This window comes from Anaerobiospirillum sp. NML120511 (assembly GCF_023050955.1).
Classification (GTDB): domain Bacteria; phylum Pseudomonadota; class Gammaproteobacteria; order Enterobacterales; family Succinivibrionaceae; genus Anaerobiospirillum.
Genome location: NZ_JALKIK010000021.1, coordinates 73,458 through 91,005 on the forward strand (window position 1 = coordinate 73,458; position 17,548 = coordinate 91,005).

A 17,548-nucleotide genomic window follows, 5' to 3' on the forward strand; every position below is an offset into this window, starting at 1 on the left:
AAGCCTGCAGACCCCCGGCTTCACCGTATATGACAGGCACCACTTTTGCCACTGCAGCCGCCATAAGCCCACGGTCGCGGCCCACAACCAGGGCCCTCGGTTCAGAGGCCTCAGCTCATAAGCATCGGGAAACATAGCTGCAGCAGCGCTGGAGCACAACGGGGTGCATCGAGCCCCAACAAGCCGCACATGCTGCAATGGGCACCACCAGGCTGACAGATATTCATTCATGGCCCGCGTTGCCTGCGCAGCTGCCCTGCATAGCCTGAAGGCACAGCTGCAGGTAAGAGGCTTACAGCAGTGGCATACAGTTAAGCAGCATAGCTGCAACTGCAAATGCGGCCTGCAGGGGTTCCGGGGAGACAGGAATAACGTTTTGGCTGACGCCATGAGGCTCAGCAACTCTGGTGGCAGATTAGTCTGCTGACAGTGCATCAGAAATTTATAAGACGCCCATTTGACCTAAGGTCAGAGCGGGCAACCTATTCAGGAGAAAAATAATGAAGTCCAAATTAATTTTAAGCCTCTGCGCTGCCGCAGTATTTGCTCTTACCGGCTGTAACGGCGATGACAAGAAGACTGCAGACACTGCTGCAGCTCCTTCTGCCCCAGCTGCCGGTCAGGTGATTAAGGTGGGTGTATGCCCTGGCCCTTATGGCGAGATGGTTGAGAAAATCATCAGCCCATTAGTAGCTGAAGAGGGTTACAAAATTGAGCTGGTTACCTTTACCGATTACGTACAGCCTAACCTTGCTCTGGCCAGCGGCGACATTCAGGCCAATCTGTTCCAGCACCGCTCCTACTTTGACAACTTCGTAGAGACTCAGAAGGTAAAGCTTGAGGCTGTTATCAATGTTCCTACCCTGGGCATGGCCTTCTTCTCTGACAAGGTTACCTCCTATGACCAGCTTGAAGAGGGCAGCAAGGTCGGTCTGCCTAATGACCCAATCAACCTGGGCCGCGCCCTTGGTATTGCTCAGAAAGCAGGTCTTATCAAGTTAAACCACCAGGAAAACGACAATAAGGCCAGCATTGCTGACATTACTGAGAACAAGTACAAGCTTGAGTTTGTACCAATGGATGCAGCTCAGATTACCCGTTCTCTGGACTCCGTAGTTCTGGGCATGATTCCGGGCAACTACGCTTACGCTGCCAACTTTGACTTTTCAAAGGCTCTGAGCGTTGAGGATGTAAGCGAGCCGGTAAAGAACCTCATCGCTGTTAAGGCCGGTGACAAGTTCCACGCCGATCTTTTCTACCGCGTCGTTCACTCTCAGAAGTTCAAGGACGCCATTACAGCTCACAAGAACTTCGATGCATTCACCCGTCCGGACTGGTGGGATAAAGTAAAGGCCGATGCCGATACCGAAGCTGCCTCTGCAGACGCAGCACCTGCAGATGCCCCACAGGCTGACGCACCTGCCTCTGGTGAGGCACCAGCAGCTGACCAGGCTGCCAGTCAGGAAGCTCCAGCTGATGACAAGGCTGCCTGACAGCTGCCGCAAACTGTGCCTGCCCCCTGCACACATCGCAAGACTGTCAACTGTTGACAGCCTGAGCCCAGCTGGCGCCAGCAGCGCCAAGGGCCGGTGCAGGCAAAGACAGCACGGCCTGTCCTGATGGACAGGCTCTCTGGATAACACAGAGCCACTGTGGCTCAAAGGTCATGCCTGCTGCCTGTGCAATGCAGGCTGACAAGCTCAACTTCCCCGGTATGAAAATGACTAACGCGGCTGCAGGCCGCAATGACTGGAGACAAGCATGATCCGCTTTGAAGAGGTCAGTGTCAGATTTGGTGATTACACAGCTGTGGACAATGTATCCCTGCACGTAGAAAAAGGTGACTTTTACGGCGTGCTCGGCCAGTCCGGAGCCGGTAAATCAACTCTGGTACGTACCGTAAATCTGCTGCAAAAGCCAAGTTCGGGACGGGTTATTGTTGCCGGTACCGAAGTCACCTCTGGCCTGAGCTCAGCCCAGCTCAGCTCCTTAAGACTGCGTATAGGCATGATTTTTCAGCACTTCAATCTGATTAAGAATGCCACTGTTTTTGACAATGTAGCCTTCAACCTCAAGGCCCGTGGAGCTGCCCGTGCCGAGATTGAGGCCAAAGTCCCACAGCTGCTTGCCAGTGTGGGACTGTCAGGTAAGGAAAGTCTTTACCCGCCATCACTGTCAGGCGGTCAGAAGCAGCGTGTGGCGATTGCCCGCGCTCTGGCCAATGATCCTGAGATTCTGCTTTGTGATGAGGCTACCTCAGCCCTTGACCCTGACACCACCTCTGAAATTGTTGCTCTGCTCAAGAAGCTCAAGGCTGAGCGCAATCTGACTGTACTGTTTATCACCCACCAGATGGAAGTGGCCAAGAGCCTCTTTAACAAGGTGGCCCTGATGGCTCATGGCAAAGTAGTTGAGCATGGCAGCACCTACGATCTCTTTGCTCATCCATCAAGCGAGTATGGCCGTGCAATGATCTCACGCCATGACGCTTTGCTGCTGCCACCTGAACTGCTGGCCAGCGAAGACAATCTCTATGAAATTACCTACAAGGAAGAGCAGGCCTACGACAGTGTAATTGCTCAGGCCATCAAACGCTTTGATGCTGATATCAGCATTCTGGGCGGACGAATTGAATACATTTCCGGCAAGCCGCTGGGCAACCTTATCATCTCGGTACGCCGCTCCAGCCATGCCCCTGATCAGGTGCTGGACTTCCTGTCTCAGAGTGCCTTTATCAAGAAAATCAAGGAAAACGGCCAGCTGCTCAATCAGCTAAACCCTGAGGCTGAGCGCTCAGTAGCCCATATCGACTACGCCGCAGCTGCCACAGCAACAGCCCAGGATGCTGCCCCTGCAGCTGCCAGTGCAGCAGCCGCTGCCAGCAGCACTCAGGACCAGAACAAGGAGTAATCATGTTAGAAGAAACCCTGCAAATCCTTGATCGTGAATTTGCCAAAGCAGCATGGGAAACCACCATCATGCTGGGCATTTCCCTGATTCTTGGTGTGGTCTTTGGCCTGATCTGCGGTCTGGTGCTCTATCTGAGCTCCCATAAGGACTTTATTAACTCAAAGGCCATCAATTCCGTGCTGGGCTACATCATAAATGTAGTGCGCTCCATTCCTTTTATCATTCTGGTGGTCTTTACTCTGCCACTGACCTTTGCTCTGATAGGAAGCAAAATTGGTCCTATTGCAGCTGCCGTTCCTCTGTCTATCTGTGCCATTGCCTTTTATGCCCGTCTGGTTGAAGGTTCACTAAAGGAAGTAGATCCGGGCGTACTGGAGGCTGCCCTGGCCTCAGGAGCATCCAAATCTCTGATTGTGCGTGATGTTCTGCTGGTTGAGGCTGCTCCGGGCCTGATTCGCGGCTTTACCGTGACTTTCATCAGTCTGATTGGTTTTTCAGCCATGTCAGGCATGGTCGGCGGCGGCGGTATCGGTAATATCGCCATTCTCTACGGCTACTACCGCTATGAAACAGGCGTAATGATCTTTGTCATTGTCCTCCTGGTACTCTTTGTTCAGCTGGTTCAGTGGCTGGGCGACAAGTGGGCCAATGGCCTGAGCCGCTAAAGTAGCAAGTCTCAAACTGCTGCTGCGTCTGCCCCATGGGCAGGCGCCGCCACAGGGCCGCTACCAGCATATTGCCGGTACTGCCTGGCATTAACTGTTTTCAGGAATAATAAAGTGTCTGACAATACAATCTGCCTGCAGCTTAAAAAGCTGCTTTCATCTGAAGCTCAGGTACAGCCAGGCGATGCAGTTGATACCCGCCTGCTTACAGACTTTCTGGGCTATGAAAAAGGTCATGCCGAGGTCTACGTCAAAGCCGCCTGTGCTGAGGACGTAAGAGCCGCTGTGGCCTTTGCATGCGAACACAGGATGAGTGTTACCGTACGCGCTGCCGGTACCAACCTGGTAGGCTCCACCATTCCCCAGGGCGGCCTCGTGCTTGATGTCAGCGGTATGAACCGCATTCTTGAGCTTGATGAGGAAAACCGTACCATTACTGTAGAGCCGGGCGTTCTGCTTTGTGACCTGCAGGCCTACGTTGAAGAGCGAGGTCTGTTCTACCCTCCAGATCCGGCCGAGAAACACGCCACTGTTGGCGGTAATATCGCCACCAATGCCGGTGGCATGCGTGCCGTCAAATATGGCGTAACCCGTGACTATGTTCTGGGCCTTGAGGTAGTAACTCCCGATGGCCGTCTGGTCGACCTGGGCTCCAAATGCCTTAAGGACAGCACTGGCCTTAACCTCAAGCAGCTCTTTATCGGCTCTGAGGGTACCCTTGGTGTTATTACCCGCTGTGTTCTGCGTCTTATCGACAAACCTGAGAGCACCTGTCATGCCCTGGTAGGCTTCAAATCGCTGCGTGAAGCTATTACCTCAGTAAATGAGATCAAGCAGGCCCTGCTTGAGCCTACTGCCATTGAATTTATTGAGCGCAAGGTAATTGCCCTTGGCGAACAGTTCACTGGCAAGTCTTTCCCTATGCCGGAGTGCTCTGCCTATCTGGTAGTAACTTTCGATGGACGTGTGGGTGAACCAGATCATCGTCTGCAGCGCTGCCGTGAGGTGCTTGAACCTTTCCATAACATTGAGTTCCTGCCCCTTACGGACCCGGCCATATCAAGTGATGTCTGGACCGTTCGCTCAGCTCTTGCCAAAGCCGTACAGACATCGGGTCTCTGGGAGCCTGTCGACACTGTAGTACCGCTGAGCGACATAGCTACTTTCGTAGATTATGTCTCTGAGCTGTCAGAGAAAAGCGGTATACGTATCCTGGCCTTTGGTCATGCCGGAGATGGTAACGTACATCTGTGCATACTCAAGGACGATCTGCCAGTTGAAAAATGGCCTGATACTCTGACTTACATCCTGTCCTCGCTGTACCGCCGTGTCTATGAGCTCAAGGGCAAGGTAGCTGCCGAGCATGGCCTTGGCCGTCACAAGCGCAATTACTTCCTTAAGGAAGTTGATCCTCAGGAGCTGGCTCTGATGCGCGCCGTCAAAGCCGCATTTGACCCGCACAATCTCTTCAACCCGCACAGCGGCTATTCACTGTAACCAGACCTGACATGGCCCGCGCCAGGGCGAAGCAGCCTCATGGCGCTGCGGCCCTGGCGCTGCAGCATCAGTCAGACGTGCGCCAGACTGAAGGTCAGTTACCAGCCAGACATGCAGCTATTACCCTGCTGAGCCCATTTCATTTGCCGGGCACTTAGCCCCTTGCCTGTGAGCAATATTATGCAAACCTCATTAAGAACAGCTTCCTTCACCGATTCAGTTATCAGACGTATGACCCGCGTCTGCCTCAAGTACGATGCCATTAATCTCTCCCAGGGTTTTCCTGACTTTGATCCCCCTGCAGAGCTGACAAAGCGCCTTAGCGAAGTAGCCTTAAGCGGCCCACATCAGTATGCCGTTACCTGGGGCGCTCAGAATGTACGTGAGGCCCTTGCTGCCAAGATTAAGCACTTCTCCGGCCAGGCTGTTGACCCCAACAATGAGCTGGTAATTACCTGTGGTTCTACTGAGGCCATGATGGCTTCGGTACTGGCTACAGTAAATCCAGGCGAAAAGGTGGCCATTTTTTCCCCTTTCTATGAAAACTACGGTGCTGACTCCATTCTGTGCGATGCCCAGCCTGTCTACGTCCCACTCAAGCCACCATCATTTACCTTTGACCCGGCTGAACTTGAGCAGGCCTTTGCCCAGGGCGCAAAAGCACTTATTCTGTGTAACCCGTCCAATCCATGCGGCAAGGTTTTTACTCGCGAAGAACTGGAAACCATCAGCGATATCATCAAGCGCTACGATGCCTTCGTAATCACTGACGAGGTATATGAGCACCTGATTTTCAAACCTCATACCCATACCTATCTTGCTACTCTGCCGGGCATGAAAGAGCGCACTCTGGTGTGCAACTCCTTCTCAAAGACCTATTCCATTACCGGATGGCGCCTTGGCTATGTACAGGGACCTGCCCACATTATCGAAGCCGTACGCAAGGTCCACGACTTCCTTACTGTAGGAGCTGCAGCTCCACTGCAGGAGGCCCTGATTGCAGGTCTTACCCTGCCTGACAGCTACTATGAGCAGTTGCAGGAAACCTACGCCAAAAAGCGTGAACTCTTCTGCTCTGGCCTTGATGAAATCGGCCTTGAGTACTACCGCCCACAGGGAGCCTACTATGTACTGGTCGACATTGGCAGCTTTGGCTACGACAGCGATGTACAGTTCTGCGAGGATCTTGCCCGGAAGGTAGGCGTAGGTGCCGTACCAGGCTCTTCTTTCTTCAAGGAAAAGGTTAACAACTACATCCGCTTCCACTTTGCCAAGAAAGAAGAAACTCTTACCGCCGCCCTCGAGCGCCTCAAAAACATCCACATACTCAAGCGCTAACCAGAGCCCGCAAGCCGCCCCCCAAATCATGCCCCGGGCAGCATTATGCCTTTCGCATGCGACTGTACAGGCCGCACTTTGCATCATATTGCGTTTTGCTCTGTCGCAAGCCTCCGTAGAGACATGCCAGTTCAGGCACCTGCCGCCAAAAACAAAGCCCCTGATCATTGCTGACCAGGGGCTTTGTTTTGAAGTTCGCCAGCTAAGAGCTGACAGAGCATAATCCCAGACTAAGGCATTATCCTAAGAGGGACAGACCAAGCTGTGGACGGGTGTTGGCCTGCATGAGCATGGAGGTAGCAGCCTGCTGAATGATGGACTGCTGGCTCAGATTGGCTGATTCCTCGGCAAAATCTGCGTCACGAATTCTGCTGCGGGCATCAGCCTGGTTGGCAGAAACATTGGACTGGTTTCTGATTGAAGACTCCAATCTGTTCTGTATAGCACCTAGTCCAGCTCTTGAGGCGTCTACAGCACCGATGAGCTTGTCCATGTGAGAAATGATATTGCCAAGCTGATCAGCATGGGTAAATACCATACCCTTGGCGGCCTCATAGTACTTCTTCAAATCTGCTTCAGCTACATTAGCTGCACTTGCAATCTGAGAGAACTTCATGGCGTTAACTTCAAAACTGATAGTATCGCCTTTGTTTGCGCCTACCTGAAGGGTAAGCTTACCAATATTATCCTTAGTAGCACCAGCTGCACCGCCCTTTGTCATGATGGAGTTGGCACCAGCACCGTCCAGAATTAAGGAGCCACCGAACTTGGTCTGCTTGGCAATACGGGTGATCTCTTCTACGAGAGAAGTAGCTTCCTTACCAAGAGCTCTGCGGTCATCAGCGGTATTGGTACCGTTGTTGGCCTGAACAGCCAAAGTACGGATCTTCTGGAGCATATTGGTGATTTCATCCATTGCTCCTTCTGCGGTCTGGGCAAAGGCTACACCGTCAGAGGCATTGCGGTTACCCTGATTCAGGCCATTTATCTGGGTAGTTAAACGTGAGGAAATCTGCAGGCCTGCTGCGTCGTCCTTGGCGCTGTTAATTCTCAGTCCTGACGAGAGACGCTGATAGGTCGTATTGAGCTGATTCTGAACATTATTGAGATATCTACGACCGTTTAAGCTCGACACATTTGTATTTACGTAAACTGCCATTGCTAATACTCCTTTACTGCTTATTAGTGGAGTGTCGCGCTTATTGACCGCAGCCCCCACTTTATATCTTTAAACGGAAGATACGCTTTATGTACAGAATAATTACCGGATTATCACAGTAAAGCCCAACACAGCGTTCCAAAGTTTTTATAGATACAAAAATAGTCGTAAGGCCCGATTTTAACCATGAAATCATGCTCGCATAACTTTCAATACCATTCAAAAACAAAGCCCCTGATCATTGCTGACCAGGGGCATTGTTTTTGAGGCGCAATCAGCTTACAGCTGACATAGCACAGTCTTATCTTAAGGCATTAGCCTAAGAGGGACAGACCAAGCTGTGGACGGGTGTTGGCCTGCATGAGCATGGAGGTAGCAGCCTGCTGAATGATGGACTGCTGGCTCAGATTGGCTGATTCTTCGGCGAAATCTGCATCACGAATTCTGCTGCGGGCATCAGCTTGGTTGGCAGAAACATTGGCCTGGTTTCTGATGGAAGATTCCAATCTGTTCTGTATTGCACCTAGTCCGGCACGTGAGGCATCTACAGCACCGATGAGCTTGTCCATGTGGGAAATGATGTTTCCAAGCTCAGCAGCATTGGTAAAGACCATACCCTTGGCTGCATCATAGTACTTCTTCAAATCATTTGCAGCAACACCGGCTGCGCTGGCGATCTGAGAGAACTTCATGGCGTTTACTTCAAAACTGATAGTATCGCCCTTGTTTGCGCCTACCTGAAGGGTAAGCTTACCAATATGATCCTTAGTCTGACCGGCCTGGCCACCGCCGCCGCCCTTTGTCATGATGGAGTTGGCACCGGCACCGTCCAGGATTAAGGAGCCACCGAACTTGGTCTGCTTGGCAATACGGGTAATTTCTTCTACCAGCGATGTAGCCTCTTTTTGCAGAGCCTTTCGATCATCAGCAGTATTGGTGCCGTTGTTGGCCTGTACTGCCAGGGTGCGAATCTTCTGGAGCATGCCAGTGATTTCGTCCATGGCGCCCTCAGCGGTCTGAGCAAAGGCCACACCATCAGAGGCATTGCGGTTACCCTGATTCAGGCCATTGATCTGGGTAGTTAAACGTGAGGAAATCTGCAGGCCTGCTGCGTCGTCCTTGGCACTGTTAATTCTCAGTCCTGACGAGAGACGCTGATATGTAGTAGTGAGCTGATTCTGAACATTGTTCAGATATCTACGACCGTTTAAGCTCGACACATTTGTGTTTACGTATACCGCCATTGCTAATACTCCTTTACTGCATAGTAGTGGAGTGTCGCGCTTATTGACCGCAGCCCCCACTTTATATCTATAAACGGAAGATACGCTTTATGTACAGAACATTAACTGGATTATCCAAGTGAGGTCAAACAACGCGTTCCAAAGTCTTTATAGATATGAAAATAGTCGTAAGGCCTGATTATATCCATAAAATCATGCTTGCATTACTTTCAATACCAATCAAATACAAAGCCCCTGATCATTGCTGACCAGGGGCTTTGTTTTGAGGCGCAATCAGCTTACAGCTGACAGAGCACAGTCTTATCTTAAGGCATTAGCCTAAGAGGGACAGACCAAGCTGTGGACGGGTGTTGGCCTGCATGAGCATGGAGGTAGCAGCCTGCTGAATGATGGACTGCTGGCTCAGATTTGCTGATTCCTCTGCGAAATCTGCATCACGAATTCTGCTGCGGGCATCAGCCTGGTTGGCAGAAACATTGGCCTGGTTTCTGATGGAAGATTCCAATCTGTTCTGTATTGCACCTAGTCCAGCACGTGCGGCATCTACAACACCAATCATCTTGTCCATGCCATTAATAGCATCAACAATATTGGCAACATTGGTAAATACCAGACCTTTAGCTGTATCAAAGAACTTCTTAACCTCGGTATCTGCCATCATTGTGCTGAACTTCATTGAGTTCACTTCAAAGCTGATGGTATCACCCTTGTTTGCACCTACCTGCAGTGTAAGCTTACCAATGGAAGTATTGTTGTTTCCGCCTTTTGTTAACAGACCAGCAGCGCCATCAAGAATCTGGCTGCCACCGAATGTGGTCTGCTTGGCAATACGGGTAATTTCCTGTGCCAGTGCAGTTGCCTCTTTCTGGAGCGCTTTGCGGTCATCATTGGTGTTAGTGCCGTTGTTGGCCTGTACTGCCAGGGTGCGAATCTTCTGGAGCATGCCAGTGATTTCGTCCATGGCGCCCTCAGCGGTCTGGGCAAAGGCAATACCATCAGAGGCATTACGGTTGCCCTGATTCAGGCCATTTATCTGGGTAGTTAAACGTGAGGAAATCTGCAGGCCAGCTGCATCGTCCTTGGCACTGTTAATTCTCAGTCCTGACGAGAGACGCTGATATGTCGTAGTGAGCTGATTTTGAACATTGTTCAGATATCTACGACCGTTTAAGCTCGACACATTTGTGTTTACGTATACCGCCATTCCTAACGCTCCTTTACTGTAAAGTACCGGAATATCGCGGTTTGCTCACGCAATACTCCCACAGAACAGCTAACGGGCATACCGTTTTATTTACAACTTATTTACACATAAAGCCGCATCAGGCTTACATAGCATATTTACACTTCTTTATAGATATATAAGTGAAAGTGGCACTGCTAATGTTGGCATGAAAAAAGGTGAGCCTGAAATCAGGTTCACCTCTTTGAATTTCAGCATGTGTGATGGACACAGCCGCTTTTTAAATCAGAACTTAGTCTTAGCCCTTATTGGCTATGCTTGAAAAGCTCTACTGCAGCCAGCAGCCCTCTGGCTGCTGACTGCTCCAGGCAGGCAGCTGGCCTGCAGGTGCAGCTTAGTGCTGCTTAACCTCAACCCAGAACTTCTTTTCAAGATCGTTAAAGAGCTTCTCGCACTCGTTATCAGGCTTATAGGTCATCTTTGAAACCACAAAGATAGCGATGGCGGAGAGGATAAAGCCAGGTACGATGGAGTACAGTCCCAGGAAGCCGCCGATTTCCCATACGATAACGGTAATGGCACCGGTAGCCATACCGACAATGGCGCCTGGCAGAGTCATGCGGGACCAGAATACGGAAATAAGCACGGTAGGACCGAAAGCGGCACCAAAGCCAGCCCAGGCGTAAGCTACCAGACGTAATACGCCGCTCTCAGGATCAAGGGCGATGATGTAGGCAATGATTGCTACCAGCAGCAGCATGAAGCGGCCACACCATACCAGCTCGCGCTGAGAGGCATGTGGACGCAGCCAGCGACGGTAGAAGTCAGCAGTCAGGGTGGTGGAGGCCACCAGCAGCTGACAGGACAGAGTGGACATGATGGCGGCCAGAATGGCTGAGAGCAGAATACCGGCTACCCATGGAGTGAATAGTACCTGAGTTACGATGATGAATATCTGCTCAGGATTGGCAATGGAGACCTCAGGGTGCTTAACTGAGAATGCAACACCGTAGTAGCCGATTAATACGGCACCGATAAGACAGAGGGACATCCAGGTAATGGAGATACGGCGGGCATCACCCATGCCACGAACCGAGCCGGCAGCCATGAAGCGTACCAGAATGTGAGGCTGACCTACGTAACCAAGACCCCAGCCTACCAGGGACAGGAAGCCTATTACTGTCATACCCTGGAAGAAGTCATCAAGGGATTCGTCCTTCTGGGCAATCAGGGCATTGGCTGCATCAAGACCACCGCAGTCAAGAATCATGACTACAGGGGTAAGCAGCAGGGCAAAAATCATAAGGCTGGCCTGAACAGTATCTGTCCAGCTTACAGCAAGGAAGCCGCCGATAAATACGTAGAAGATAGTGGATACGGCACCGATTAACAGAGCATTGGAGTAATCAAGACCAAAGGTCTGCTCGAACAGACGGGCACCTGATACCATGCCTGAGGCACAGTAAACCACGAAGAAAATCAGGATGATAAAGGCTGCAATGATAGAGCAGATACGCAGAGTGTCATTGAAGCGAGCTGACAGATAGTCAGGCAGAGTCAGGGCATCAGAGGCATTGGCGGTAAAGGAGCGTAGACGGGCAGCTACAAACTTCCAGTTGCACCAGGAACCAACAGTAAGACCAATGGCAATCCAGGCCTCGCCCAGACCATGCAGGAACAGAGCTCCCGGCAGGCCCATCAGCAGCCATCCGGACATGTCCGAGGCACCGGCTGAAAGAGCGGTAACAAAACGACCCAGACTTCTGCCGCCCAGAACGTAATCGTTCAGGGAATTGGTCATACGGGCTGCTGCAATGCCGATTATCAGCATGCAGAGGATATAGACAATAAATGTGGTTGTGGTACTAAACATGAATAAGTGCTCAGAGCTAAGCTCGCCTCATATCGCTGCAGACCAGGCTGACTGCGCACCTCACATGGCCATACTATCTTGGCTTGACACCAGCCTGTTGAGTAAGACAGAAGAAATTGTCTGCTCCCTGCGTCCTTTAGTAAGAAAGACGCTGCCCTGCTGCATTGTTTGCAGCCGGATGACTGTTGCTTGCGGATTAATGACAAATCCACCTTACTGAGGTTATATCAGCCCCCTTATGTTCTCCGTCAGATACGAATCATGGCAGTGTGAAAAAAGCAGTCAAAGAGCTTAAATCAGGCACAAAAAAGCCAGTTAACGGAGAAAAACTGGTCCATAATAGCAAAAAACCCCTGTCTATGCTTGCAAGCACGCCCATTTTTGCACCAGTTTCAGGCATTGTCCCGCTTGCATAAGCCTTAAGCACTATTTTTGCCCAGATTGCCCCAGTGCTGTCCCTTCCCCTTCCAATGCCTGAAAAGATACTGTCTTCTTTAGCTTTACCAATCCTGCAATTGGGGAACCTACGTCCCTTCCAATACCATAACTCCAAGGCTCATCATGAGGGCTGCATGCTGCAATCTTACAGCTTACCCATACAACAAAGGCCCTGAACGGGCCTTTGTTTTATGGCATCCAGTGATGCTAAATGTATGACTGCGCTGCAGGTGACCAGCGTTACTGACGCATCCGGAGACGAAGCCATGGATTCTGCAGCTCATGCTGCGATGGCATATCTGTATTAAGGACCTCATCATCCCCAGATGCCGGACTGTGGCTGCTGGTTCCAGGCTGCAACTGCAGTCCTCTGGCTGCGGGTTCAAGGCTGCAGGTGCCGACTTCTGGTTGCATGTTCAACGCTGCAGAGCAGTAGCTGGTCCAGGTCTACAGTTGCACTCCTATGGCTGCAGGTTTCAGGCGTGATACTTCAGACTCCAGCCTGACTGTGATGCTACTTTCTGACACTAACCTGAGCAAAGCGGGTGAAATAATCAGGGAAGGTCTTACGGCAGCAGCCCGGGTCGTTGATGACTATCTTTCTGTCCAGGGCAGCAAGCGACATGCACATGGCCATACGGTGGTCATTGTAGGTATCAAAGGCAGGAACATCACCGCTCTCGCGCAGGCTTGCACACTGCGGGTCTGAGCCGTCAACCATGATGTAGTCCTGCCCCTCCTCTACCTTGCAGCCCAGCTTGCGCATTTCTGCTGCCATTGCGGCAATACGGTCTGTTTCCTTAACACGCCAGCTTTCAATATTGCGAATCACTACAGGACTGTCGGTAAACAGAGCCATTGGCACCAGAGTCATGGCCGCATCAGGCATGTCATTCATGTCAATGTCGATACCATGGAGCACAGGGGCCTTACTTACCCTGAGGAAGTCCTCACCCACTTCAATGTTTGCGCCCATGCGCTCAAGCACTTCAATAAATCTGGTATCTCCCTGAATGGAGTCGCGGCCTACCCCCTTTACAGTGACCTCACCGCTGATGGCTGCAGCAGCAAGGAAGTAAGTAGCGCCACTGGCATCTCCCTCTACCAGATAAGAAGCTGGATTGATGAGTTTCTGAGGAGCAATGTCAAAGGACTCAAAGCAGTTATTGACAACCTCAATACCAAAGCGCTTTAAAAGCTCAATGGTCAGATGAACATAAGGACGGGAAATCAGTTCACCCTTTACCTTCAGGTGCACAGGACGGTCAAGCAGGGCGCTTACCATAAGCAGGGCAGATATGAACTGAGAGGAAGTGTTGCCAGCTACCTCAAGCTCACATACAGAGCTGCCTGATCCAGCCCCGGCGCCTGAGGCGCAGACATGGCTGCTCCCCTCTCCGCCTGCAGTACGCTGCACGGCTTTAACACCGGTAATGAGCAATGGCGGATAGCCCTTGTTGCCCAGATATTCGATTTTTGCTCCCAGTGCGCGCAGCGCATCTACCAGAATGCCAATAGGACGCTCATACATGCGCGGCTCACCTGTCAGTCTGTAGGTGCCATCAGACAGGGCCAGCGCTGCGGCCAGCGGTCTCATGGCGGTACCGGCATTACCAAGGAAAAGCTCAACAACGCCAGCATCAGCATTGTTAAACACGCCGCCCATACCCTCTACAGTAACCACGGTGTCATCATTGCTGTCCAGGGTTACTTTCACACCCAGAGTCTGCAGAGCAGAAAGCATGACCTCAGAGTCATCTGAACGCAGGATATTTGTAAGACGGGTGGTTCCTGTACCCAGAGCGCTTAACAGCAGAGCACGGTTGGTCAGGCTCTTGGAGCCAATCAGATTTACTGAACCAGCGACATGGTCAATCTTTTCTAAGGTCAAAGTATCCTGCATGAGAGTATGCCCTGCTGGCGCATGCTACGGGCCTCGACACCTGGTGTGCTGCCCTTTGCTGCGCAGATAAAAACACGTGCCCCGAAACAAAGGGACACAGCCTGAGGAGGCAAGAGATCTGCCCTGTGCCTGCGGCACAAACAAAAATGCGGCCTAAAGCCGCGTAATTCGCCTCACAATGTGGGATTAAGCCTATTAGCTTTAACATTCATAGTCAATTAATGCACCGCCTGCGACCACCATGCCCACTGCTGCAGAAAGGCTGAGCATGCGTTGCATGGCGGCAATGCCATGATAGCCCCATGAGTGCCGCACAGGCATGCCCCTGCTTCCCTGCTTTCATAATTTGACCGCATCACAGCCATGCCCTGCAGAAGTCCCGGCCACACCTTTTATGCCAGGTTGGGCTAAGTCATGGCATGGCTATGCCCGAAACAGCAATGCGTAGCAGAACATGGCAGATCCTGGTTAACTCAGGGAGCTGTCACTGGCACCCTCCAGTTTGCTGTCCTTGAGAATGAGCTGCTCGATACGGCGCAGACAGAAGTCGTTTTCATCAGGGTGCCCCATGGTGATATTAATCAGCGAAGGCAGTCCCAGATACTCAAGATGTCGGGTAAAGATACCCTGGCGCATCAGCGCGTTATACCAGCTGTGGGCTCTGGAGCCGAAGTCTATGGTGACTGTATTGGTCTTATTATCAACCATGGCAAGGCCGTAGAAAGAGCAGAACTCACGATAGCGGTTGCGCTCGGTATTGGTACGGTCCAGCACAAAGCGGGTAAAGACATTGTCTGTAAGAGCAGCGCAGGCACAGTCCAGTGCCAGCTGACTTACATTGTAGGGATCGCGCAGCACATTGATGATGCCGCAGATCTCATCACAGGAAAGCATGTAGCCTATTCTCAGGCCTGCAAGTCCATAAATGTGGGAAAAAGAGCGCAGCAGCACCAGGTTGGGATAATTGATGATAAGGTCATACAAATCCTTATAACCACCTCCCAGGTAGTCAATCAGCTCCTCGTCTATGACTACCAGCACATCCTCAGGAACATCCTGCAGCATCTTTTCCAGACTTGAGTAATGAACGAAAGCTCCCAGAGGATTAGACGGATTGGCCATGATAATCATGCGGGTACGATCATCGATGGCTTCTACAATCTCTTCAAGAACAGGCTCCCAGTCATCATTAATGCCGGTACTCCTGATGCCAGCACCACTGATACGGACAGCACGCTCGATCATAATTGAGTTGACACGAGGCACAATGACATTGACCGAAGGGTTGAGAAAGGCACGGGCCAGCAGAGAAATCAGCTCATGATTGTCTGCTCCAGCTGTGATGTTGTTGACATCATAGTTAAAGGTACTGCTCAGCAACCTCTTGAAGTGCCAGGCTCCGGCATCTGGGTAATAAGGCAATTTGTCCGCATAGCGCTCCAGAACCTTCTGAACCTTGCGACTAATGCCATAAGGATTTTCACCTGAGTTCAGGCGCACAAAGTTCTTTGCCCCTATTTCCTCATGCACAAGCTCAACTGGCTTGCCCATACGATAAGGCAGCATGGAGGCTATGGCACCATTGGCAAGTGAGCTGAAATCCATGACAAAACTCCTGCAGTTTACTCATCCCATGGCCACAGCAAGGCCCAGAGTAAAGCCATCAAACAAAGACAGAGGCCTCAGCCCCGACAAGGTCATACCGGGCAGATCTTAGCATAGAGCTCAGCAATACCATGATTACCTTCAAGGCCATGATGCCGGTCCAGGCAATGATGGCTGACAACGCCATGATGACGGCCCGGCCAATGATGGCTGACAACGCCATGATGACGTTCCAGGGCAATGATGGCTGGCAACGCCATTATGACGTTCCAGGGCAATGATGGCTGACAACGCCATGATGACGTTCCAGGGCAATGATGGCTGGCAACGCCATTATGACGTTCCAGGGCAATGATGGCTGACAACGCCATGATGACAGGCAATGCCATTATGACGGGCAAGGCTAATAGATGAGGGCGTAATAGTGTGATGAGGTTAATGATTACCAGAGATGGGAGGAGTGCTGTAAAAGATTTTGGAAAGCACAGACGCAAAAAATCCCGGCATGCATTGCTGCAGTCGGTTTGCGAAGAAATGACGTGATTTTGATGGGAACTACTGGATTAGTCATAGCTCTGCTGCTGTGACTAAAGTGCTGTTTTTGAACGCTAACCAATATTATTAACAGCATTGACCAGTGCTAACCAGTCCCTTAAATGTGATGTATTAAAGCATCTGAAAAGATGACTAAGGCGGCGCACTATGGCACTGATTGTCTGATCAGATACCGCCCTAGCGTCTCACATGCTTATGGGCCTATTATAACGATAGATAAAACAAAGTTAAGCCTTATTTTTGATCTTTTTCGCTCATCTGACCACTGTCCAGGAAAATGATAGCGTATACAACCTGATAAATAAGGCAAATTTGGAAGATGTTATTGGTAACATAAGATATTGTGATCTTTATCAAAAATTTGTCCATTGATTACAGTTAGCACATTTTCTGTGCAACGACAGCGATATTTTCAGCTTTCCTAGATGGAAAAATAGTAACTAGGCTCTCCAGGCTGACTCTTTTATTTAAGCGCTTTTCCCACTACAGATCCATCAGCATCCCGTCACCATAATTTCCCCTGCCATGTATCAGTCCTTAAGGCCCAGCCACGGCCCGAGCACGTGCCCATCATTGATATATTCTTACACTTACTTACATCTATTTCCGTAGTCAAAATGCGTATTTTAGACATTTAATATGTCACCAGGCCATGATGAACCAGACAGGCATTTTTGCGTTAATAAAAGGAAGCATTGGTTAGCAAGGAATAGCACCTTTGGTGTAACCGCTGACCTGAAACAGTATAGATATCGTACACACAAAGGAAACTAACCATGGCAGTATATGTAAACACGAACGTAAGTTCTCTCAATGGCCGCCGCTATCTCAACAATGTACAGGGCCAGTTAACTACAACCTACCAGAGACTCTCGTCTGGCCTGAGAATTAACAGTGCCAAGGACGATGCTGCAGGCCTCCAGATTAGCTCCCGCCTCACAACTCAGATTAATGGCCTCAACCAGGGCAACCGCAATGCCTCCGACGGTATTGCCTTTGCTCAGACTGCCGAAGGCGCCATGGATGAAATGAGCGGCATGCTGCAGAAGATTACGGCGTATTAAGTGCTTGTGATTTTCATCACGTTTTTTGATAAATCCTTATATTTATGCGATTTGCGCGGGTATGATTCATAACTTCAACATATGAATGTAAGTCTGAGAGGTGACCCTATGCCA

Annotated in this window: 13 protein-coding genes and 1 pseudogene; 7 read left to right on the forward strand and 7 right to left on the reverse strand. The window is 50.7% G+C overall.

Going from position 1 to position 17,548, the window contains the following annotated elements; translation table 11 throughout:
* Window positions 1-500 precede the first annotated feature (500 nt).
* From MXE39_RS07490 to MXE39_RS07510, 5 genes are all read left to right on the forward strand, one after another.
* Complete coding sequence (locus MXE39_RS07490) at window positions 501-1,493, forward strand: MetQ/NlpA family ABC transporter substrate-binding protein (protein WP_246977919.1); 993 nt, start codon at window positions 501-503, stop codon at window positions 1,491-1,493.
* A 268-nt stretch (window positions 1,494-1,761) separates the two neighbouring features.
* Window positions 1,762-2,910 carry an ATP-binding cassette domain-containing protein gene (locus MXE39_RS07495; RefSeq protein WP_246977920.1) on the forward strand — a complete coding sequence of 383 codons (1,149 nt, stop codon included), beginning with the start codon at window positions 1,762-1,764 and terminating at the stop codon, window positions 2,908-2,910.
* 2 nt (window positions 2,911-2,912) lie between these two features.
* Window positions 2,913-3,575 carry a methionine ABC transporter permease gene (locus tag MXE39_RS07500; protein ID WP_246977921.1) on the forward strand — a complete coding sequence of 221 codons (663 nt, stop codon included), beginning with the start codon at window positions 2,913-2,915 and terminating at the stop codon, window positions 3,573-3,575.
* Window positions 3,576-3,689: 114 nt separating this feature from the next.
* Window positions 3,690-5,072 (forward strand): FAD-binding oxidoreductase, encoded by a 1,383-nt coding sequence (locus MXE39_RS07505; RefSeq protein ID WP_246977922.1) that lies wholly within the window; start codon window positions 3,690-3,692, stop codon window positions 5,070-5,072.
* A 180-nt stretch (window positions 5,073-5,252) separates the two neighbouring features.
* Complete coding sequence (locus MXE39_RS07510; protein ID WP_246977923.1) at window positions 5,253-6,410, forward strand: aminotransferase class I/II-fold pyridoxal phosphate-dependent enzyme; 1,158 nt, start codon at window positions 5,253-5,255, stop codon at window positions 6,408-6,410.
* Between the two features lie 238 nt (window positions 6,411-6,648).
* Here MXE39_RS07510 and MXE39_RS07515 read toward each other — a convergent pair whose 3' ends face one another.
* The 7 genes from MXE39_RS07515 to MXE39_RS07545 all read right to left on the reverse strand — a co-directional run bounded on the left by MXE39_RS07515 (window position 6,649) and on the right by MXE39_RS07545 (window position 15,815).
* Window positions 6,649-7,569, reverse strand: coding sequence for a flagellin (locus MXE39_RS07515; protein ID WP_246977924.1), 921 nt, complete (start codon window positions 7,567-7,569; stop codon window positions 6,649-6,651).
* A gap of 314 nt (window positions 7,570-7,883) precedes the next feature.
* Window positions 7,884-8,813: a flagellin gene (locus tag MXE39_RS07520; RefSeq protein ID WP_246977925.1), complete on the reverse strand. Its 930-nt coding sequence runs from the start codon at window positions 8,811-8,813 to the stop codon at window positions 7,884-7,886.
* 313 nt (window positions 8,814-9,126) lie between these two features.
* Window positions 9,127-10,017 (reverse strand): flagellin, encoded by an 891-nt coding sequence (locus tag MXE39_RS07525; protein ID WP_246977926.1) that lies wholly within the window; start codon window positions 10,015-10,017, stop codon window positions 9,127-9,129.
* A 373-nt stretch (window positions 10,018-10,390) separates the two neighbouring features.
* Window positions 10,391-11,869 carry a sodium/proline symporter PutP gene (gene putP / locus MXE39_RS07530; protein ID WP_246977927.1) on the reverse strand — a complete coding sequence of 493 codons (1,479 nt, stop codon included), beginning with the start codon at window positions 11,867-11,869 and terminating at the stop codon, window positions 10,391-10,393.
* A 259-nt stretch (window positions 11,870-12,128) separates the two neighbouring features.
* A complete protein-coding gene (locus MXE39_RS07535; protein ID WP_247073907.1) occupies window positions 12,129-12,422 on the reverse strand; it encodes a hypothetical protein in 294 nt (97 codons plus the stop codon).
* A gap of 399 nt (window positions 12,423-12,821) precedes the next feature.
* Window positions 12,822-14,210 carry a 3-phosphoshikimate 1-carboxyvinyltransferase gene (locus tag MXE39_RS07540; protein ID WP_246977928.1) on the reverse strand — a complete coding sequence of 463 codons (1,389 nt, stop codon included), beginning with the start codon at window positions 14,208-14,210 and terminating at the stop codon, window positions 12,822-12,824.
* Between the two features lie 468 nt (window positions 14,211-14,678).
* Window positions 14,679-15,815: an aminotransferase class I/II-fold pyridoxal phosphate-dependent enzyme gene (locus MXE39_RS07545; protein WP_246977929.1), complete on the reverse strand. Its 1,137-nt coding sequence runs from the start codon at window positions 15,813-15,815 to the stop codon at window positions 14,679-14,681.
* A 131-nt stretch (window positions 15,816-15,946) separates the two neighbouring features.
* Between MXE39_RS07545 and MXE39_RS07550 the strand changes: the two genes are divergently transcribed.
* Window positions 15,947-16,096: a hypothetical protein gene (locus MXE39_RS07550; RefSeq protein ID WP_246977930.1), complete on the forward strand. Its 150-nt coding sequence runs from the start codon at window positions 15,947-15,949 to the stop codon at window positions 16,094-16,096.
* A 1,050-nt stretch (window positions 16,097-17,146) separates the two neighbouring features.
* Window positions 17,147-17,422, forward strand: a pseudogene (locus MXE39_RS07555) (flagellin); the annotation flags it as partial.
* Window positions 17,423-17,548: the final 126 nt, after the last annotated feature.